Annotated in this window: 20 protein-coding genes; 7 read left to right on the top strand and 13 right to left on the bottom strand. The window is 68.4% G+C overall.

What is annotated here, in order from left to right; genetic code table 11:
* The first annotated feature begins 21 nt into the window (after positions 1-21).
* Positions 22-441: an acyl-CoA thioesterase gene (locus PGB34_RS15830; protein ID WP_271429071.1), complete on the top strand. Its 420-nt coding sequence runs from the start codon at positions 22-24 to the stop codon at positions 439-441.
* Between the two features lie 43 nt (positions 442-484).
* Here the strand turns inward: PGB34_RS15830 and PGB34_RS15825 are convergent, their stop codons facing one another.
* On the bottom strand, positions 485-1,492 hold the full coding sequence (locus PGB34_RS15825) for an ABC transporter substrate-binding protein (protein ID WP_271429070.1): 1,008 nt from the start codon (positions 1,490-1,492) through the stop codon (positions 485-487).
* A gap of 107 nt (positions 1,493-1,599) precedes the next feature.
* On the opposite strand from PGB34_RS15825, the gene PGB34_RS15820 reads away from it, so the two are divergent.
* The 6 genes from PGB34_RS15820 to PGB34_RS15795 all read left to right on the top strand — a co-directional run bounded on the left by PGB34_RS15820 (position 1,600) and on the right by PGB34_RS15795 (position 7,065).
* Positions 1,600-2,271 carry a TetR/AcrR family transcriptional regulator gene (locus PGB34_RS15820; protein ID WP_271429069.1) on the top strand — a complete coding sequence of 224 codons (672 nt, stop codon included), beginning with the start codon at positions 1,600-1,602 and terminating at the stop codon, positions 2,269-2,271.
* Positions 2,272-2,379: 108 nt separating this feature from the next.
* Positions 2,380-3,258: an ABC transporter permease gene (locus tag PGB34_RS15815; RefSeq protein WP_271429068.1), complete on the top strand. Its 879-nt coding sequence runs from the start codon at positions 2,380-2,382 to the stop codon at positions 3,256-3,258.
* Entirely contained in the window at positions 3,255-4,322 is a 1,068-nt protein-coding gene (locus PGB34_RS15810; protein WP_271429067.1) for an NAD-dependent epimerase/dehydratase family protein, read from the top strand. Before PGB34_RS15815 ends, PGB34_RS15810 begins: the two co-directional genes overlap by 4 nt.
* The gene (locus tag PGB34_RS15805) at positions 4,309-5,163 is read left to right on the top strand and encodes a GNAT family N-acetyltransferase (protein WP_271429066.1); all 855 of its coding nucleotides are present in this window, start codon (positions 4,309-4,311) and stop codon (positions 5,161-5,163) included. The genes PGB34_RS15810 and PGB34_RS15805 overlap by 14 nt, the downstream gene beginning before the upstream one ends.
* 35 nt (positions 5,164-5,198) lie before the next feature.
* The gene (locus PGB34_RS15800) at positions 5,199-6,269 is read left to right on the top strand and encodes a dihydrodipicolinate synthase family protein (protein WP_271429065.1); all 1,071 of its coding nucleotides are present in this window, start codon (positions 5,199-5,201) and stop codon (positions 6,267-6,269) included.
* Between the two features lie 34 nt (positions 6,270-6,303).
* Positions 6,304-7,065, top strand: a complete 762-nt coding sequence (locus PGB34_RS15795; RefSeq protein ID WP_271429064.1) for an ABC transporter ATP-binding protein — start codon at positions 6,304-6,306, stop codon at positions 7,063-7,065.
* Positions 7,066-7,090: 25 nt separating this feature from the next.
* On the opposite strand, the gene PGB34_RS15790 is transcribed toward PGB34_RS15795, so the two are convergent.
* From PGB34_RS15790 to PGB34_RS15735, 12 genes are all read right to left on the bottom strand, one after another.
* Complete coding sequence (locus tag PGB34_RS15790) at positions 7,091-7,615, bottom strand: thioesterase family protein (protein WP_271429063.1); 525 nt, start codon at positions 7,613-7,615, stop codon at positions 7,091-7,093.
* On the bottom strand, positions 7,616-8,383 hold the full coding sequence (locus PGB34_RS15785; RefSeq protein WP_271429062.1) for an enoyl-CoA hydratase: 768 nt from the start codon (positions 8,381-8,383) through the stop codon (positions 7,616-7,618).
* An 8-nt stretch (positions 8,384-8,391) separates the two neighbouring features.
* Positions 8,392-9,003 (bottom strand): 2-hydroxychromene-2-carboxylate isomerase, encoded by a 612-nt coding sequence (locus PGB34_RS15780; RefSeq protein WP_271429061.1) that lies wholly within the window; start codon positions 9,001-9,003, stop codon positions 8,392-8,394.
* A gap of 75 nt (positions 9,004-9,078) precedes the next feature.
* On the bottom strand, positions 9,079-9,834 hold the full coding sequence (locus PGB34_RS15775) for an SDR family oxidoreductase (RefSeq protein WP_271429060.1): 756 nt from the start codon (positions 9,832-9,834) through the stop codon (positions 9,079-9,081).
* Positions 9,835-9,845: 11 nt separating this feature from the next.
* Positions 9,846-10,682, bottom strand: a complete 837-nt coding sequence (locus tag PGB34_RS15770; RefSeq protein WP_271429059.1) for an acyl-CoA thioesterase — start codon at positions 10,680-10,682, stop codon at positions 9,846-9,848.
* 45 nt (positions 10,683-10,727) lie between these two features.
* Positions 10,728-11,927, bottom strand: a complete 1,200-nt coding sequence (locus tag PGB34_RS15765) for an acetyl-CoA C-acyltransferase (protein ID WP_271429058.1) — start codon at positions 11,925-11,927, stop codon at positions 10,728-10,730.
* Between the two features lie 20 nt (positions 11,928-11,947).
* Complete coding sequence (locus PGB34_RS15760; RefSeq protein ID WP_271429057.1) at positions 11,948-14,347, bottom strand: 3-hydroxyacyl-CoA dehydrogenase/enoyl-CoA hydratase family protein; 2,400 nt, start codon at positions 14,345-14,347, stop codon at positions 11,948-11,950.
* 131 nt (positions 14,348-14,478) lie between these two features.
* Positions 14,479-14,913 (bottom strand): DUF2147 domain-containing protein, encoded by a 435-nt coding sequence (locus tag PGB34_RS15755; protein WP_271429056.1) that lies wholly within the window; start codon positions 14,911-14,913, stop codon positions 14,479-14,481.
* 41 nt (positions 14,914-14,954) lie between these two features.
* On the bottom strand, positions 14,955-16,751 hold the full coding sequence (locus PGB34_RS15750) for an acyl-CoA dehydrogenase C-terminal domain-containing protein (RefSeq protein WP_271429055.1): 1,797 nt from the start codon (positions 16,749-16,751) through the stop codon (positions 14,955-14,957).
* A gap of 82 nt (positions 16,752-16,833) precedes the next feature.
* A complete protein-coding gene (locus tag PGB34_RS15745) occupies positions 16,834-17,526 on the bottom strand; it encodes a TetR/AcrR family transcriptional regulator (RefSeq protein WP_271429054.1) in 693 nt (230 codons plus the stop codon).
* A 133-nt stretch (positions 17,527-17,659) separates the two neighbouring features.
* Positions 17,660-18,025 (bottom strand): 5-carboxymethyl-2-hydroxymuconate Delta-isomerase, encoded by a 366-nt coding sequence (locus PGB34_RS15740; protein WP_271429053.1) that lies wholly within the window; start codon positions 18,023-18,025, stop codon positions 17,660-17,662.
* A 74-nt stretch (positions 18,026-18,099) separates the two neighbouring features.
* Positions 18,100-19,803, bottom strand: coding sequence for an amidohydrolase (locus PGB34_RS15735; protein ID WP_271429052.1), 1,704 nt, complete (start codon positions 19,801-19,803; stop codon positions 18,100-18,102).
* Between the last annotated feature and the right edge of the window lie 51 nt (positions 19,804-19,854).

Raw genomic sequence — 19,854 nt, 5'->3', positions numbered from 1 at the left:
TTGTTTTCCGAGATTGTGCCGATGACCACTTCCACCATCACGCATGCGCCGCTCAAGAGCCTGCCCGCCGACATGGAACTGGTGCTCAAGGTGATCCCGATGCCGGCCGACACCAACAGCAACGGCGACATCTTCGGCGGCTGGGTGATGGCCCAGGTGGACCTGGCCGGCTCCGTGCTGCCGGCGCGCTACACCGCGGGCCGCATGGCCACGGTGGCGGTGAACGAATTCATCTTCAAGCAGCCCGTGAAGGTGGGCGACATCCTGTCCTTCTACGCTGCCGTCACGCGCGTGGGGCGCACCTCCATCACCGTGAAGGTCGAGGTCTTCGCCGAACGCATCCGCCAGCAGGGCGAGTACGTGAAGGTCACCGAGGCCACCCTGACCTACGTGGCCATCGACGACAACGGCCGGCCACGGGCCTTGCCGGCGCAGGAATAGCGCGCGCTGGGCGCGGCCGGCCCGGTCCGGGTCGGCATGGCACTCAAGGCGCCATGCGCACACCCTTGTCCAGGTACTCGTTGGTCGTCAGCGCCGCCGGGTCAAATGCCTTCTCGATGCCGATCAGCTCGCGCACCAGTTCGTAGTCGGCCTTCACGCGCGCTGCGTCGAAAGCGCCCAGCGCCACCTTGGTGGTGGTCTCGTCGCGCATCAGCTGCTTGATGCGCTCCCACTGGTCGCGCTGGTTGTCGGGCGAGAGCCCGCTGACCGAGGCCGTCAGCGCCTCCAGGCAGGGGTTGAAGTCCTTCACGCAGGCGCCATACGCGCGCTGCGTGACGGCCATGAACTTGCGCACCACCTCGGGCTTGGACTTGAGGAAGGCGCCGTTGACCACCAGCGAGTTGCCGTACACGTTCACGCCCACGCTGCGCCACGAGACGAAGCCCAGGTCCTCGCCGAACTCGCGCACCTTCAGGTCGTGCTCGTTGTAGAAGTCGCTGATGATGTCCACCGACTTGCTCTTGAGCGCCCCCACCTTGGCCGGCGGGCTCACGTTCACGAAGTTCACGCCGCCGGCATCGATGCCGTTTTTCTTGGCAAAGGCGGGCCACATCAGGCGCGCCGCGTCGCCGGGCGGGTTGCCGATCTTGCGGCCGGCGAAGTCCTTGGGCCCCTGGATGCCCGAGGACTTGAGCCAGTAGAAGCCCTGCGGGCTGTTGGCGTAGATCACCATCACGGCCTTGAGATCGGCACCCTTGCCCACCGCCTGCATGGCCGTGGGCAGGTCGGCGATCCCGATGTTCGCGCCGCCCACGCCCACGCGCTGGGCCGACAGCGCCGAGCCCTTGCCCGCCTCGATGTTCAGATCGATGCCCGCCTCCTTGTACCAACCCTTGGCGCGGGCGAAATACAGCGGCGAATGGTCCGCCGTCGGCGTCCAGTTCAGCATCAGGTTGACGGTGTCCGCCGCCTGCGCGAGCCCCGCGGCCATCGACAGGCCAGCGGCACACAGGAGAGGAAGAAGAAGACGGCTCGACGCGGGAAGGCGCATGGGATCACTCCAGAATGAAGGCTGATTCGCAGGACTAAAATTCATGCTACCAACTGTTTGGTTGACTAGCAATCGCTTCCATCCAGAACAAGCATTCAAGGAGTTCCATGGCCACCCTCACACCCACACGGGCCGCAGCTGCTTCTGCGCCCAAGAAGGCAACGGCCCGGCGCGACGCCGCGGCCACCCGCGAAGCCCTGGTGCAGGCGGCCGTGGACGAGTTCTCGCGCAGCGGTTTCGCCGGCGCGCGGGTGGACGAGATCGCGCGCGTGGCCGGCGTGAACAAGCAGCTCGTCTACCACTACTTCGAGAGCAAGCAGGGCCTGTACCTGGTGGCGCTCGAATCGGTCTATGCGCAGATCCGCGAGAAGGAACAGGCACTGTCGCTGGGCGCGCTGGAGCCGGTGGACGCCATGACCCAGCTCATCGGCTTCTCCTTCGACTACCTGGCCGAGCACCCTGAATTCATCGCACTGCTGGCCGACGAGAACCGCAACCAGGGCCAGCACATCCTGGCCTCCGAGCGGCTCAAGCGCATGCATTCGCCCTTCATCGAGATGCTGGAGCGCACGCTGGAGCGCGGCGCGGCGCAGGGCGTGTTCCGGCGCGACATGGACGCCGTCCACCTCTACATCTCCATCGCCGGCATCTCGTACTTCTTCTTCTCCAACAACCACACGCTGTCGGCCATCTTCGGCAAGTCGCTGGGCTCCAAGGGCGCGCTGGTGCAGCGGCGGCGGCATGTGATCGAGTTCGCGCTCAATGCACTGAGACCCTGACAAAGGACCGGCGCAGCCAAGCCGAGTTTTTATCAACCAGTTGGTTGACTAGTACTGGGGCGACTTCTATGATTCCGTGCAACACGGCTTCCAGGAAGGAAAGCGCCCATGACGGCCCCTGCCACCGCCCCGGCTGACCACGCGCCAGTACCGGGCACCTCGCCCTCGACGACGCCGGCGTCTGCGGCCCGCCACACCGACCCGGTGCCCGCCAGCGCCAGTGCCGGCGAACCCGGCCCCTGGCGCCGCTGGGCCGTGATCGCGGCCGTGCACGTCGGCTGCGTGCTGTTGTGGGAAGCGGTGGTGCGCCTGTTCGCCATCCAGCCTTTTGTGCTGCCCGCGCCTTCGGCCGTGCTGGCCACGCTGTCCAACGAGAACCACCGCTGGCTGGCCAACACGGCTGTCACGGCGCTCGAGGTGTTCGGCGGCTATGCGCTGGGGCTGGTGCTGGGCATCCTGGGCGCGCTGGTCTTCGTCACCAGCCGCTGGCTCAGCCTGCTGTTCTTTCCACTGCTGGTCACGCTCAACATGATCCCCAAGGTGGCGCTGGGGCCGCTGATCATCGTGTGGTTCAGCTATGGCATCGGGCCCAACATCCTGATCACCTTCAGCCTATGCTTCTTCCCGATCCTGCTGACCACCATCCGCGGCCTCAATGAGACCGAGCCCGACCTGCTCAACCTCGTGCACGCGCTCAAGGGCTCGCGCTGGCAGCTCTTTCGCTACATCCAGCTGCCGGGCTCGCTGCCCTATGTGTTCTCGGGCATGAAGGTCGCCACCGTGCTGGCCGTGGCCGGCGCGGTGGTCGGCGAATTCATCGCTTCCGACAAGGGCCTGGGCTACCTGATGATCCAGGTGCAGGCCTCGCTCGACACGGCCGCGGTCTTCATGGCCGTGCTGCTGATCACCGGCATCGGCGTGCTGCTGTACCTGCTGGTACTGCTGCTGGAGCGCCGTTTCATCACCCAGGACGCCCGCATCCAATGAGCACAACCCCCACCGCCCTGCCCCGCACGCTCGACAACAGCGCGTGGCCCGACCGCTTCGACAGCGAGGAAGCGCTGGAAGACTTCCTGGCCCTGCCCACGCAGGCGCTGATCGACGACCTGGCCCGCGTGAGCGGCGACCTGCTGATCCTGGGTGCAGGCGGCAAGATGGGCCCCACCCTGGCCCGCCTGGCGCGCAACGCCATGGCGCCGCAGCACCGCGTGATCGCCGTCGCCCGCTTCAGCGAAGCCGGCGTGCGCGAGATGCTGGCCGGCCACGGCGTCGAGACCATCGCCTGCGACCTGCTCGATGCCGCCGCACTGGCCGAGCTGCCGCAGTGCCCCAACGTGATCTTCATGGCCGGGCGAAAGTTCGGCGGCGAAGGCAACAACCCGCTGACCTGGGCCATGAACGTGCATGTGCCTGCGCTGGTGGCGCAGACCTTCCGCCGCTCGCGCATCGTGGCTTTCTCCACCGCCTGCGTGTACCCCTTCGTGCCCGTGACCGGCCAGGGCGCCAGCGAAGCGCTGCCGCCCGATCCGCCCGGCGAATACGCCAACTCCTGCGTGGGCCGCGAGCGCATGTTCGAGTACTTCTCGCAGCAGCACGGCACGCCCGGCCGGCTGTACCGGCTGAGCTACGCCATCGACCTGCGCTACGGCGTGCTGGCCGACGTGGCACAGAAGGTGTGGCGCGGCGAAAGCGTGGACGTGACCATGGGCCACGTGAACGTGATCTGGCAGGGCGATGCCAACGCGCAGGCCCTGCGCTGCCTGGCGGCCGCCACGGTGCCCACCTCGCCGCTGAACGTGACCGGCCCCGAGACCACCTCCATCCGCTGGCTGGCCGAGGAGTTCGGCCGCCGCTTCGGCAAGCGCGTGCAGATCACCGGCGAGGAAGCGCCCACCGCCTGGCTGATGAACACCGGCGCGGCCGAGCGCCTGTTCGGCTATCCGCGCGTGCCGCTGTCGCAGCAGATCGCCTGGGTGGCCGACTGGATCTCGCGCGAGCAGCGCCTGTACGGCAAGCCGACCAAGTTCGAGAAGCGGGATGGCAAGTACTGAGCCTGCCGCGCGCGCCGAAGCGCTGGCCGCCCTGGACGCCGCCACGCTCGCCATGCTGGGCGAGCTGGTGCTGCAGAGCCAGTGGAACCAGACCGATGAGGACTGGGCCCTGTTCGCGCGCGAAGGCCGCATCCATGTGGTGCGCGATGCCGCACAGCAGCGCATCGTCGCCAGCGGCGCCGTGCTGCCCATGGGCGCGCACGATGCGTGGATCAGCATGATCCTGGTCGATCCGGCCAGCCGTGGCCGCGGCCTGGGCCGCACCGTGTTCGAAGCCTGCCTGCAGGACCTGGAACGCCAGGGCCGCAGCGCCTGGCTGGACGCCACGCCCGCCGGCGAGGCGCTGTATGTGCAGTACGGCTTCGAGCCGCTGTGGCGCCTCGCGCGCTGGCAGCGCGAGCCCAGGCCGGCCACCGGCGCGCCGCTGCCGCAGGGCCGTGCCAGCAGCGACGCACTCGAGGCCCTGGCCGCGCTGGATGCGCAGGCCCTGGGCCAGCCTCGCCCCGCGGTGCTGCAAGACCTGGCGCTGCGCGAAGGCAGCCAGCTGCTGCGCGATGCGCAGGGCTTTGCCATCGTGCGGCGCGGCCGCGTCGCGCACCACATCGGCCCGCTGATCGCGAGCGACGATGCCGCGGCGCTGCGCCTGCTCGAACAGGCCTGCGGTGCGCTGGACGGCCAGCTCTTCATCGACGTGCCGGACGCGCGCGCTGCGCTGCGCGAGCGCCTGGCCCAGGCCGGCTTCAGCCAGCAGCGCCCCTTCGCGCGCATGCGCCGCGGTGGCGGCCCCGTGCGCGGCCACAGCAGCTTCATCCACGCCGTCGCCGGCCCCGAATACGGCTGAAGACAAAGCCGCCCATCCCTCATCCAGGAACTCCCATGGCCCTGCTCCGAGACGACCTTCCCGCCGACGTGCTGAACCTGCTGGCGCAGGGCACGGTGATCCCCGCCCACCCGCTGGCCCTGGACGCGCAGCGCCAGTTGGACCGGCGCCGCCAGCGCGCGCTCACGCGCTATTACGTGGACGCTGGCGCGGGCGGCCTGGCCGTGGGCGTGCACACCACGCAGTTCGCGATCCGCGAGCGCGGCCTGTACGAGACCGTGCTGCGCGCCGCCGCCGAAGACCGCGCCGCCTGGACCGGGCGGCCCATGGCCATGGTCGCGGGCCTGTGCGGCCCCACGGCGCAGGCGCGGGCCGAGGCGCAGACCGCCGTGGGCCTGGGCTACCACGCGGGCCTGCTGAGCCTGGCGGCGCTCGCATCCGCCCCGGAAGACGAACTCATCGCGCACTGCGAAGCCGTCGCGCAGGAAATCCCGCTGGTGGGCTTCTACCTGCAGGCCGTCGTGGGCGGGCCCGTGCTCTCCAGCGATTTCTGGCGTCGCTTTGCCAGCATTCCCAACGTGCTGGCCATCAAGGTCGCGCCCTTCAACCGCTACCGCACCCTGGACGTGGTGCGCGGCGTGGTGGAGGCGCGGGCCGAGGAGCGCGTGTTCCTCTACACCGGCAACGACGACCACATCGTGCTGGACCTCGCCCTGCCCCTGCGCGCCATGCGCGACGGCCAGCCGGTGGACGTGCGCTTTCGCGGCGGCCTGCTGGGCCACTGGTCGGTGTGGACGGCCCGGGCCGTGGAGCAGCTGGCGCAGATCAAGCGCACGCTCGCCACGCAGGGCGGCGCGCTGCCGCCCGAGCTGCTGGCGCTGGACGCGCGCGTGACCGACTGCAACTCGGCCTTCTTCGACGTGCGCAACAACTTCCACGGCTGCATCGCGGGCTGCCATGAGGTGCTGCGCCGCCAGGGCCTGCTCGAAGGCATCTGGTGCCTGGACCCGGCCGAAGGGTTGGGCGCAGGCCAGGCGCAGGAGATCGACCGCGTCTACCGCGCGCACGGCGAGCAGCTTTCGGACGACGCCTTCGTGCGCGAGAACCTGGGCCGCTGGCTGGCCTGAGCCGGCCCGACCCCACAGGCACATGAGCAACAGCATGAGCGAACCCCTGATCCGCATGCGCCAGCTGCGCAAGGTCTACCGCAAGAGGAACGAGGAGTTCCTCGCGGTCTCGGACGTGTCCATGGACATCCACGCGGGCGACATGGTGTCGCTGGTGGGGCCTTCGGGCTGCGGCAAGTCCACCTTGCTGAAGATCCTGGCCGGGTTGCATGGCCACGATGGCGGCACGCTGGAGATCGGCGGCGGCAGCACCTTCCAGCCCGGTCGCGACGTGGGAATGGTGTTCCAGCAGCCGCTGCTGCTGAAGTGGCGCACCATCCTCGACAACGTGCTGCTGCCGGCCGACATCCTGGGGCTGGACAAAAAGGCCGCGCGAGCGCGCGCGCTGGCGCTGCTGGACATGGTGGGCCTCTCGGGCTTTGCCGACAAGCTGCCTTATGAACTCTCGGGCGGCATGCAGCAGCGCGCGGCCATTGCGCGCGCACTGGTGCACGACCCCAAACTGGTGCTGATGGACGAGCCCTTCGGCGCACTCGACGCCCTGACGCGCGAGAAGATGAACCTGGAGATGCTGCGCATCTGGGAAGAGACGGGCAAGACCTTCGTCGTCGTGACCCACAGCATCCAGGAGGCCGTGTTCCTGGGCACGCACTGCGCCGTGCTCACGGCCGGCCCGGCCCGCATGGCCGACCATTTCGCCATCGACCTGCCCGCGCCGCGCAAGCTGCACCTCAAGACCAGCCCGGCCTTCGGGCAGCACGTGAGCCGCATCTACGACTTGCTGGGGGTGGAGTAGGGCGCGGGCGGCTCCCGGCCGCCGTTCAGGACACGATGTAGGCCGCCGCGCCCGTCGCGATCAGTTCGCCGTCGCTGCCCAGGCATTCCATCTGGGTGCTGGCCACGCGCGAGCCCAGGCGCAGCACGCGGGCGCCCAGGCGGAACTCCGTGCCCACGCCCTGGCGCAGGTAGTCCACGCGCAGGTCGATGGTGCCCAGGCGCGTGAAGCGCTGCAGCCGCCGCGCGGGCGGCTCGTCCATGTGGCGCGCGGCAATGGCGGCCATGATCGCCAGGCCGGCCATCGAATCGAGCGCGGCGCTGATCACACCGCCATGCAGGCGCTGATGCGCCACGCTGCCCACCAGGTCGGGCCGCATGGTGATGCGCCCGGCCACCGCCGCAGGCGTGATCTCGGTGGCCTGCAGGCCCAGCACCCGGTTGAAGGGCACGTGCTGCTCGATGATCTCCTGCAGCAGCAGGATGAATTCGGGCTCGAAGGCCACGGCAGCGGCGGCGGCGGGCCCGGAGGCCGTGGGGGCGAGCACGGAAGCTTGCAGGGACGCAGACATTCAGACCTTGCTGAAGTCGGGCTTGCGCTTCTCCATGAAGGCCGTGAAGGCTTCGCGCGCGGCGGGTTCGCGCAGCATGCGGCCGAAGCTCGCACCTTCCTCGGCCATGCGCTCCAGCACCACGGCGCCCTGGCCCTTCTTCATCAGGCGCTTGGTTTCGATCAGCGCCGACAGCGGCTTGGCCGCGAGCTTGCGCGCCTGCTGCTGGGCGATGCTGTTGGCCTCGGTGGGCGGCACCACGCGGTTGACCAGGCCCACTTCCAGTGCCGCTTCGGCCATGAAGGGCTCGCCCAGCAGCAGCGCTTCTGCGGCGCGGTGGTAGCCGAACATCTGCGGCACCAGCAGGCTCGAGGCCGCCTCGGGGCACAGGCCCAGGTTGACGAAAGGCATGGAGAAGGCCGCGTTGTCGCCCGCGTAGACCAGGTCGCAATGGAACAGCAGCGTGGTGCCGATGCCCACGGCCGGGCCGCAGACGGCCGCCACGATGGGCTTGGGAAAAGCGGCGATGTTGCGCAGGAAGCGGAACACGGGCGAGTCCTGCGTCGAGGGCGGCTGGTTCAAGAAGTCGCCGATGTCGTTGCCGGCCGAGAAGATGGTGGCATCGCCCTGGATCAGCACCACGCGCACGGCCGCATCGGCCTGCGCGGCGTCCAGCGCGTCGGCCATGGCCGCGTACATGGCGCTGGTGATGGAATTCTTCTTGTCGAGACGGTTGAAGGTCAGGGTGCACACACCGCCTTCGGTGTGGACGAGGATGTCGCTGCTCATGGTGGCAATCAAGTCAGTGTTGAGGAAGAAGACGCGAGAGTCTCGCGCACGAAGTCGAGCCGGTCCTGGCCCCAGAACATCTGGCCGCGGACGAAGAAGGTGGGCGCGCCAAACACCCCGCGCTCGATGGCCTCGGTGGTCACGGCCTTGAGCTGCTCCTTGACTTCGGGCTCGGCGGTCATCGCCAGGATCGCCTGCGGGTCGAAGCCGGCCTTGTGCAGCACCGCGCCCACCTGGGCCACGTCGCCCATGTTGAGGCCGTCCACCCACATCGCCTGGAACACGGCGTCGCAGTAGGCTTCGAAGCGCTCGGGCTGCTTGTGCAGCAGCGCCGTGGCGCCGCGCATCAGGGCCATGGTGTTGACCGGGAAATGCGGGTTGAATGCAAAAGGCACGCCATAGCGCTTCGCATGGCGGTCGAAGTCCTGGAGCATGTACGCGCCCTTGGCCTTGACCTCGGCCGGCGAGCGATTGCCGATGGCCTGGAACACCGCCCCCAGCAGCATCGGCTTGTAGACGATCTGCGCGCCGGTTTCCGCGCGCAGCCGGGGCAGCTGCGTCCAGGCCAGGTAGGCCGCAGAGCTGCCCACATCAAAGAAGAATTCGACGGTCTGGGTCATGGTGTCTCCTGGTTCTTGGGGTGAGGGCGCGACCCGGATGCCGGCCTGCCGCAAAGGCCACGCACGGTGGGTGGCTCAGAACTTTTCCATCCAGGGCCGCAGATCCAGCTCATGCGTCCAGGCGTCGCGCGGCTGGCGGTGCAGCATCACATAGCTGTGCGCGATGTGGTCGGGGTTGAGGATGCCGTCCTGCGCCTTGAGCGCGTAGCGCTCGGGGAAATTGCTGCGGATGAACTCGGTGTCGATGGCGCCATCGATGATGGTGTGGGCCACGTGCACGCCCTGCGGGCCCAGCTCGCGCGCCATGCTCTGGGCCAGCGCGCGCAGCGCCATCTTGGCGCCCGAGAAGGCGCCGAAGTTCGCGCCGCCGCGCAGCGAGGCCGTGGCGCCCGTGAAGATGAGGGTGCCGCGGTGGCCGCTGGCCGGCATCTCGCGCGCCACCATGCGCCGGGCCACTTCGCGGCCGTTGAGAAAGCCCGAGAAGCAGGCCATTTCCCAGACCTTGAAATACTTGCGCGCGCTTTCGGTGAGGATGCTCTCGGGCACGTTGGCGCCGATGTTGAACACCATCACCTCGATGGGCCCCACCGTGCTTTCGATCTGCTCAATCAGCGCAGCCACTTCCTCTTCCTTGCGCGCGTCGCTGCCAAAGGCATGGGCCACGCCGCCCTCGGCCTCGATCTGCGCGACCAGCGGCTGCAGCTTGTCTGCGCTGCGCCGCGTGACGCACGCCGCATAGCCTTCGCGCGCAAAGGCACGCGCGATGGCGCCGCCGGTGGCGTCACCGGCGCCGACGATCAAAGCGGCCTTGCGAGGCGCCGTGGTGTTCATGAGGCTGCGCCCTATTCCTTGAAGTAGACGATCTGGTTGCTGGTGGCCAGCAGGCGCCCGGCTTCGCTCCACAGCTGCGCGGCCTGGTCGAAGAAGCCGTTGAAGAACTGCTGGCCCTGCGCGCGTCCGAGCAGGTAGCCGGTGCCGGCCTCCTGCAGCTGCGCCGCATCGGCGTGGAAGTAGGTGGTGATGGACACCGTGCCGGCTGGCACGGGCTTGGCGCGGCGCAGCCACACGCGCGGGTAGAACAGGTCGCTCATGGCCGCCAGCGAGCAGAAGTCCAGCGCGCGCGGCTGTGCGTCACGCAGCCACAGCATGCTTTCGCTCGGCGCTTCGGCGCCGTCCCAGCTGGCGGGAATGGCACCGCGCACGGGCCGCATCTCGTACTTGTTGAACCAGGCCACGCCCTTGGGGCCCATGTCGAAGCGCTCCACCTGCGCGGGCGGCGGCACCTGCGGCATGGGCAGATCGTGCCCGCTCCAGGTTTCGCGCCGCGCGGCCGTCACGGCCGTGGCCGTGGTGTTCACCTGCATGCGGCCGTCTTCGCCGCTCTGGCGCACTTCCATGCGCCAGTGCTGCGTGGAGCGATTGGTGCGCACGGGAATGGCCAGCACCTCCAGCGGCCCCGGCCCGATGGCGCTGGCGTAGTTGACCGTGAGCGCGATGGGCGTGCCCAGCAGGTCCGGGTGCTGCAGCACGGCGCGCAGCGCCAGCGCCGCGGTGGTGCCCCCGAAGGGCCCCACCATGTTCCAGTAGTCCTGGCTGGCGGCACCGGCGAACAGGCCGGACTGCGTGTCGCTGTGCTCCAGCGCCAGCGCCCGGTCGAAGATGTGCACCTCTTGCGTCATGTGTGTGAAGTCTCCATGGGGGCACGGACCGGGCTCGATGGGACCCTAGACGCGCTCGAAGATGCCGGCTGCGCCTTGGCCCATGCCCACGCACATCGTGACCATGCCGTACTTCAGATTCTTGCGGCGAAGGGCATGAACCACTGTCGCCGATCGGATAGCGCCGGTGGCGCCCAGCGGGTGGCCCAGCGCGATGGCGCCGCCCATGGGGTTGACCTTGGCCGGGTCCAGCTTGAGCGTGTTGAGCACGGCCAGCGACTGTGCCGCGAAGGCTTCGTTGAGTTCGATCCAGTCGAGATCATGGTGCTTCAGGCCCGCGTAGCGCAGCGCGGCCGGAATCGCCTCGATGGGGCCGATGCCCATGATGGCGGGCGGAACGCCCTTGCTGGCAAAGCTCACGAAGCGCGCCAGCGGCTGGAGGTCGTACTTCTGGCAGGCCGCTTCGCTGGCCAGGATCAGCGCGCCCGCGCCGTCGGAGGTCTGCGAGCTGTTGCCGGCCGTGACGCTGCCGCGCGCGGCGAAGACGGTGCGCAGCTTCGCCAGGCCTTCGAGGCTGGTGTCGGGGCGCGGGCCTTCGTCCAGGCTCACCGTGCGGGTCTTCGACGTGGTCTCGCCGGTCGCGGCATCGAAGCCGCGGTCGGTCACCTCGACGGGCGTGATCTCGTCGGCGAACTCGCCGGCCTGCTGGGCCGCGATGGCGCGCTGGTGCGACTGCAGCGCGAAGGCGTCCTGCGCCTCGCGGCTGACCTTCCACTGCTGCGCCACCTTCTCGGCCGTCAGGCCCATGCCGTAGGCGATGCCCACGTCGCCATCGCGTTCGAAGATGGAAGGCGACAGCGAAGGCGCATTGCCCATCATCGGCACCATGCTCATGCTCTCGACGCCGGCGGCGATCATCACCTCGGCCTCGCCGACGCGGATGCGGTCGGCCGCCATCTGCACGGCCGACAGGCCCGAGGCGCAGAAGCGGTTGACCGTGATGCCGCCCACGCTGGTGGGCAGCCCCGCCAGCACGGCACCGATGCGCGCCACGTTCAGGCCCTGCTGCGCCTCGGGGATCGCGCAGCCGCAGACGATGTCCTCGATGGTGGCCGGGTCCAGCCGCGGCACCTGCGCCAGCGCGGCGCGCAAGGTGGTGGCCAGCAGGTCATCGGGCCGCGTGTTGCGGAAGTAGCCGCGGTGCGACTTGCCGATGGGGGTGCGGGTGGCGGCGACGATGTAGGCGTCTTGCACTTGTTTGCTCATGGTCGTGTCCTTGTCGTCGTTCAGTTGCGCAGGGGCTTGCCCGTGGACAGCATCCCCATGATCCGCTCCTGCGTCTTGGGGTGAACCACCAGCGAACAGAAGGCCTTGCGCTCCAGCGCCATCAGGTACTCCTCGGTCACCAGCGTGCCGGGGTCGACGTCGCCGCCAGTCACCACATGGGCGATCAGGCTGGCGATGTGGAAGTCGTGCGCGCTGATGAAGCCGCCGTCGCGCATGTTCACCAGTTGCCCGGTGATGGTGGCGGCGCCGCTTCGGCCGGCCACGCGGAAGCTGCGCTTCATGGGCGGGCGCCAGCCGGCATCCGCCATGGCCCTGGCCTGCTGCAGGGCCACATAGAGCAGCTCGTCCTTGTTGGGCACGACGATGTCGCCTTCCACCAGGTAGCCCAGCTTGCGCGATTCCAGCGCGCTGGTGCCCACCTTGGCCATGGCGGCGGCAGTGAAGCCTTCGGTGAGGAAGGGCAGCAGGTCGCTGCCGGTGGATGTGGCCGCGTTCTCGGCCGCGCGGCGCGCGATGTAGGTCAGGCCGCCCGCGCCAGGCACCAGGCCCACGCCCACTTCGACCAGGCCGATGTAGCTTTCCATGGCGGCCACGCGGCGCGCGCTGTAGACGGCCAGCTCGCAGCCGCCGCCCAGCGCCAGGCCGCGCACGGCGGCCACCACCGGCACATTGGCATAGCGGATGCGCAGCATCACGTCCTGCAAGGCCTGTTCGGCGCCTTCCACCGCGTCGATGCCCGCAACCACGAAGGCCGGCAGCATCGCCTGCAGGTCGGCGCCGACGGAGAACTTGTCGTCGCTCGACCAGATCACCAGGCCCCGGTACTCGCGCTCGGCCAGGGCCACGGCCTCGGCCAGCGCCTCGGCCACGTCGGGGCTGATGGCGTTCATCTTCGAATGGATGCTGGCGATCAGCACCTCGCCATCGAGCGTCCAGACGCGCACGTCGCCTTCGTCGCTGATCGTGGTGCCGGCTTCCTCGGCGCGCGGCGCCTGGGCACCCAGCACGCGCTCGGGGAAGAGCTGGCGTGCATGCACGGGCAGGCGGCGCTCGGGCACGAAGCGTTGTTCCGACGCGCTCCACGAGCCTTCGCGCGTGTGCACGCCGCCGGCTTCGGCCACCGGGCCCTTGAAGACCCACTCGGGCAGCGGCGCCTTCGACAGCGCCTTGCCGGCCGCTATGTCTTCCTGGATCCACTGCGCCACCTGCAGCCAGCCCGCTTCCTGCCACAGCTCGAAGGGGCCTTGCTGCATGCCGAAGCCCCAGCGCATGGCCAGGTCCACGTCGCGCGCGCTTTCGGCAATGTCGGCCAGGTGCACGGCCGCGTAGTGAAAGCCATCGCGCAGGATGGCCCAGAGGAACCGGCCTTGCGGGCCCTCGGCATTGCGCAGCAGCTTCAGGCGCTCGCCGGCCGGCTTCTTGAGCATGCGGCCATAGACCTCGTCGGCCTTGGCGCCAGCGCTCACGTACTCGCCGCTTTGCAGGTCGAAGCGCAGCACGTCGCGCCCGGCCTTCTTGTAGAAGCCTGCCTTGGTCTTCTGGCCCAGATGGCCCAGTTCCAGCAGCTTGGCCAGCACCGGCGGCGTGGCGAAGTTCGGGTAGAACGGGTCGCGCTTCTCGTCCAGGTTGTCCTGCAGCGTCTTGACCACATGGGCCAGGGTGTCCAGGCCCACCACGTCGGCGGTGCGGAAGGTGCCGCTGCTGGCGCGGCCCAGGCGCTTGCCGGTCAGGTCGTCCACCACATCGAAGGTCAGGCCGAAGTTCTCCACTTCCTTGAGCGTGGCCAGCATGCCGGCGATGCCGATGCGGTTGGCGATGAAGTTGGGGGTGTCCTTGGCGCGCACCACGCCCTTGCCCAGCGCGCTGATGGCGAAGGTCTCGAGTTCGTCGAGCACCTGGGCCTCGGTGGTGGGCGTGGGGATCAGCTCCACCAGCGTCATGTAGCGCGGCGGGTTGAAGAAATGAATGCCGCAAAAGCGCGGGCGGATGCTCTCGGGCACCGCCTCGGCCAGCTTCGTGATCGACAGGCCCGAGGTGTTCGACGCCAGGATGGCGTGCGAGGCCACATGCGGCGCGATCTTCCTGTACAGGTCGAGCTTCCAGTCCATGCGCTCGGCGATGGCCTCGATCACGAGGTCGCATTCGCCCAAAAGCGCCAGGTGCTCCTCGTAGTTGGCGGCCTGGATCAGCTCGGCGTCCTCGGCCACGCCCAGCGGCGCGGGCTTGAGCTTCTTGAGGTTGTCGATGGCCTTGGTGACGATGCCGTTCTTCGGGCCTTCCTTGGCGGCCAGGTCGAACAGCACCACGGGCACCCGCACATTGACGAGGTGGGCCGCGATCTGCGCGCCCATCACGCCGGCGCCGAGCACGGCGACCTTTTTCACTTGAAATCTGGACATGGTTGAACTTGTTGGGGTTCTGACTTGTTCAGGGAACACCGTGGAACCGGCTTTGCCGGGCCACTGGTGTTGCCCCCTTGAGGGGGTATGGGTTTTCTACACGCAGTGAGAAAACCAAACGGGGGTGGGCATCACTGCACGCGAACCCACGTTTGCGTGCGTCCAATGCCCAGCACAGAGCCGCGCACTTCAAGCTTCTTGCCACCCTCGACGGGCGTGAGGCGCAGCGTGTAGCTCTTGCCGTTCTCGGGGTCGAGGATCTTGCCCTCCTCCCACACGTCCTTGCCTTCGGCCTTCTTGGCGCCGCGGATGATTTCCAGCCCGATCAGCGGCTGGCCCTTGCGGTCGTCGGTGCACTCCTCGCACACCGCGTCCTGTTTGGCTTCCTTGCGCAGCAGCTTTTCGATGCGGCCGCTGAGCACGCCACCCGATTCGCTGATGCGGATCTGCGACTTGGCCTCATGGGTCTTGTCGTCGATGCTCTGCCAGGTGCCCACGGGGGTCATCTGAGCCAGGGCCGGGCCGGACAAGGCAGCAAGCAGGATGGCAGCTGGAATGAACTTCATGGGCGTCTCCCGTAGGTGGAAAACAAGAAGGAAGAAGGCGGTCAGGCCAGCGCTGCGTCCGTGTCCATCAGCACCTTGCTGCCGGCGCGGGCCGTGCGCATCAAGGTAGCCGTTTCCGGGAACAGCTTGGCGAAGTAGAAGCGCGCGGTCTGCAGCTTGGCGACGTAGAACGGATCGGTGTTGCCCGCGGCAATCTCGCGCAGCGCCACCTGGGCCATGCGTGCGAACAGGTAGCCGAACACGAAGTGGCCCGCCACGCGCAGGTAGTCCACCGCGGCCGCGCCCACCTCGTCGGGGTTCTGGAAGCCCTTGAAGCCGATCTCGGTCGTGAACTTGGTGAGCTGGTCGCCCAGGCCCGCGATCGGGTTGATGAACTCGGCCATCTTCTCGTTCACGCCCTCTTCTTCCACCAGCCTGGCGACGAGCTTGCCGAACTTCTTGAGCGAGGCGCCGTTGTTGCCCAGCACCTTGCGGCCCAGCAGGTCCAGCGACTGGATGGTGTTGGTGCCCTCGTAGATCATGTTGATGCGGTTGTCCCGCACGAACTGCTCCATGCCCCATTCCTTGATGAAGCCGTGGCCGCCGAAGACCTGCATGCAGGCGTTGGTGCTGATGTGGCCGTTGTCGGTGATGAAGGCCTTGACGATGGGCGTGAGCAGCGCAACCAGCTCGCCAGAGTCCTTGCGCACCTTCTCGTCGGGGTGGTTGTGTTCCTTGTCCAGCAGCAGCGTGCAGAAGATCTGCAGCGCGCGTCCGCCCTCGGCATAGGCCTTGGCCGTGAGCAGCATCTTGCGCACGTCGGGGTGCACGATGATCGGGTCGGCGTCCTTGTCCTTGGCCTTCGGGCCCGAGAGCGAGCGCATCTGGATGCGGTCCTTGGCATAGGCCAGCGCGTTCTGGAAGGCCACCTCCGTCAGGCCCAGCGACTGGTTGCCCACGCCCAGGCGCGCGGCGTTCATCATCACGAACATGGCGGCCAGGCCCTTGTTGGGCTCGCCCACCAGCGTGCCCACGGCGCCGTCCAGGCTGATCTGCGCCGTCGCGTTGCCGTGGATGCCCATCTTGTGCTCCAGGCCCGTGCAGAAGATCGGGTTGCGCGCGCCCAGCGAACCGTCTTCGTTGACCATGAACTTGGGCACCACGAACAGGCTGATGCCCTTGCTGCCCTTGGGCGCGTCGGGCAGGCGGGCCAGCACCAGGTGGATGATGTTCTCGGTCAGGTCATGCTCGCCGGCCGAGATGAAGATCTTGCTGCCCGTGAGCTTGTACGTGCCGTCGGCCTGCGGTTCGGCCTTGGTGCGCAGCAGGCCCAGGTCGGTGCCGCAGTGCGGCTCCGTCAGGCACATGGTGCCGGTCCACTCGCCGCTGGTCAGCTTGGGCAGGTAGGTCTTCTTCTGCGCGTCGGTGCCGTGCGCCACCAGGGCTTCATAGGCGCCGTGCGACAGGCCCGGGTACATGGTCCAGGCCTGGTTGGCGCTGTTGAGCATCTCGTAGACGCACTGGTTCACCACGAAGGGCAGGCCCTGGCCGCCGTACTGCGGGTCGCAGGACAGCGCCGCCCAGCCGCCTTCGACGTACTTGGCATAGGCGTCCTTGAAACCCGCCGGCGTGGTGACTTCGTGCGTCTTCTTGTCCAGCACGCAGCCTTCGGTGTCGCCGCTGATGTTGAGCGGGAAGGTCACTTCGGCCGCGAACTTGCCGGCCTCTTCCAGCACCGCGTTGAGCGTGTCGGCATCCGTCTCGGCATGGGCCGGCATGGCCTTGAGTTCTTCGGAAACCTGAAGGACTTCGTGCAGCACGAACTGCATGTCGCGCAGCGGCGGGTTGTAGGTGGGCATGCGGCGATCTCCTGGGAAGATGAATGAGCGGTTGAACTGGAAGAAGAAAAACGAAAACAAAGACAGGCAGGCCGTCGGCGCCTCAGCCCACGGGCTTGAGGCGGCGGCCGCCAGCCCTGGCCGTTGCCGCAGGCGCGGCAGCAGCGGCAGCGGTGGCGGCACGCGCGAGGATGTTGGCAAAGCCCGTGTTGGCGCGGGCGATGGAGCCGGGCACGCGCAGGAAGCGCGCTTCGTAATGCAGGGCGAGGATCAGGCCGTGGATCTCAAAAGCAAGCTGGCGCGCGTCTTCGTCGGCGCGCAGGTGGCCTTCGGCCTGCGCCTGCTCGATGGCGCGCAGCACCGCGGCCTGCCAGATGCTCACCGACTCCACCAGGGCATCGCGCACCGGGCCCGGCCGGTCGTCGAACTCCGACGCGCCGCTGATGTAGATGCAGCCCGAATCGATCTCGGTGGAGGTGCGCTTCATCCAGTTGCCGAACATGGCGCGCAGGCGCGGCAGGCCGCGCGGCTCCTTCAGCGCGGGAAAGAACACCTCGTGCTCGAAGCGATGGTGGTATTCGCGCACCACCGAGATCTGCAGTTCCTCGCGCGAGCCGAAATGCGCGAACACGCCCGACTTGCTCATCTTCGTGAGCTCGGCCACGGCGCCGATGGACAGCCCTTCCAGCCCGATCTGCGCCGCCAGCGCCAGGGCCGCGTCGACGATGACGGCCTTGGTCTGCTGGCCCTTGGGCGCAACGCGGGCGGACTTCACGGGGACAAGCGGTGCGGACATGGGGTGCCTGCAAATAAAACGAACGGTCGTTCTATTTTGTGCGAGTTCCTCCAAAGCGCAAAAGGCAAAGACCCGCGGCGGGCGCGGGTCTTTGAGGGGTGGGTGCCTGCGGCCGGTGCCGGTTCGCGCGGCCTCAGCCCAGCCGCACCTTGCGGTAGCTTTCTCGGTCCATGTCCACCACCTCCACGCTCAGGTGGGCGGCCAGGCCAGCGGGCAACGGCGGCATGCGGGCCAGCATGCCCCGGGTCACGCGGTCGCTGAAGTCGCGCTTTTGCGCGGCGCTGCGGCCCGCGAGGATGCGCACCGTGACGTGGATGAAGGCACGCCCCTGTCCGGCCAGCCCCACGCGGAACGCATCGGTGTGCAGCACGCGCGCCTTGAGGTCGGCCTCGTCCTCGACCTGCGCGCTGCCCGCCAGTTCGCTGGTCACGGCCGCCAGCATGTCGTCCCAGGGCAGCGGCGGCAGATTGGTGGTGTGTTCAATGACGATGTGCGGCATGCGGCTTCCAAAAAAACAGGAAAAAGGACCGGCCGCCACGGCCGGCCCTGTGCGCCATCAGCGCAGCTTCCAATTCAAGGCGCGGCGCGGTACACCGACCTGCCGCCCACGATGGTTTCAAGCGTGACGATGTCCTTGATCTGCGCCTCGGGCACGCTGAGGTAGTCGGCCGAGAGCACGACCATGTCGGCCAGCTTGCCGGCCTCGATGGCGCCCTTGCGCTCTTCCTCGAAGGTCAGGTAGGGACCGGCGTTGGTGTACAGGCGCAGCGCCTCCTCGCGCGAGATCTTCTGGTCGGCGCCGTAGACCACGCCGCGCGGGTCCTTGCGCGTGACCATCAGGTACATGCCAACGAAGGGGTTGAGCAGGTTGACCTCGTTGTCGGTGCCGGCCGAGGTGCGCTCGATGCCCAGCACGTCGATCAGGCGGCGCGTGGGCACGGCGCGGTTGGCCAGCAGCGGGCCCATGTAGCGCTCCACCGTGCCGGCCTTGTCCCACATGAAGGCGTTCTGGGCATCGATGCGCACGTCCAGCGCGCGCGCCGTGTCGATCTGGTCCGGCGCCACCAGGCTGCCGTGCACGACGCTGAAGCGGCGGCCCTTGATGGAGCGCTGCGCATCGGCTGCGGCATAGGCCTTGAGCGTGAGGTCGACGGCCGCATCGCCCACCGCGTGGGTGTGCACGCGCCAGCCGTTGCGGTTGGCCAGCTGCACCTGCTGCATGTAGGTGTCGGGGTCCACCGCCACCATGCCGTGGTTCCTGGGCTCATTGGCATAGCTGCCGCGGATGTAGGCCGACTTGAGCGTCATGCCGCCGTCCGAGACCAGCTTGATGCCGGCCAGCCGCGCCCAGTCGTCGCCCTGGCCGTCCTTGAAAGGCGCCGCCTTGAGCTGCGCTTCGAAGGCCTGGGCGCTGTCGGCCGGAAAGCGCCAGAACATGCCCGCGCGCACCGTGGACTGGCCGCGCTGCGCGACTTCGTAGTAGGCCTTGATCTGGTCTTCGCTCAGCCCCGCCACCACGGTGCTGGTGATGCCCGAGCGGTTGTAGACGCGCTGGCCCGCGATGTTCTGCGCCACGCGCTGCTCGAAGGTGGGCGGCGGAATGACCTTCTCGACCAGCTGCAGCGCGGCGGATTCGACCACGCCGCTGGGTTCGCCGTTGGCGTCGCGATGGATCCTGCCGCCCACCGGGTCCGGCGTGTTGCGCGTGATGCCCGCCGCGGCCAGCGCCTTGCTGTTGGCCATCGCGAAATGGCCCACGGTCTGCACGTAGACCGGATGGTCGGGCGCCACGGCGTCCAGCTCCTGGCGCGTGAGGTAGCGCTGTTCCTTGAGTTGCGAGGGCGGGTGCCAGCGGCTGGTCTGCACCCACTGCCCGCGCGGCACGTTCCTGGCGCGGATGAAGTCGGCAATGATGGTTTGCGCCTCGGCCACCGTGCGCGCCTTGATCACCTGCGCGGTGGTTTCGACCGTGCCCGCCCCGTCCATGTGGGTGTGCGCGTCCATCAGGCCCGGCACGACGGTGCGGCCCTGCAGATCGACCACGCGGGTCTGCGGCGCGACGAGCGCCCGGATGCGCTCGTTGCTGCCCACGGCCACGAAGCTGCCGTCCTTGATGGCGACGGCCTGCGCGATGGAGAAAGCCTTGTCGGCCGTGATGATCTTGCCGTTGACATAGGCCACGTCAGGCGGCGTGCCGGCCGTCTGGTGTGCGCAGCCCGTGGCCAGCAGGGCAGCCAGTACCGCGCCCGCGGCGCGAGAGAGTGAAGGTGCAGTCATGTCGGTTGGGTCTCTTGTTGGTGGAGTGGTCCTGCCCTGAAGTGGCCCGTG

The sequence above is a fragment of the Xenophilus arseniciresistens genome, from assembly GCF_028023875.1.
Lineage (GTDB): Bacteria > Pseudomonadota > Gammaproteobacteria > Burkholderiales > Burkholderiaceae_C > Xenophilus > Xenophilus arseniciresistens.
The sequence above is the reverse complement of the archived record's forward strand: the minus strand, read 5'-3'. Positions and strand labels throughout refer to the sequence as shown.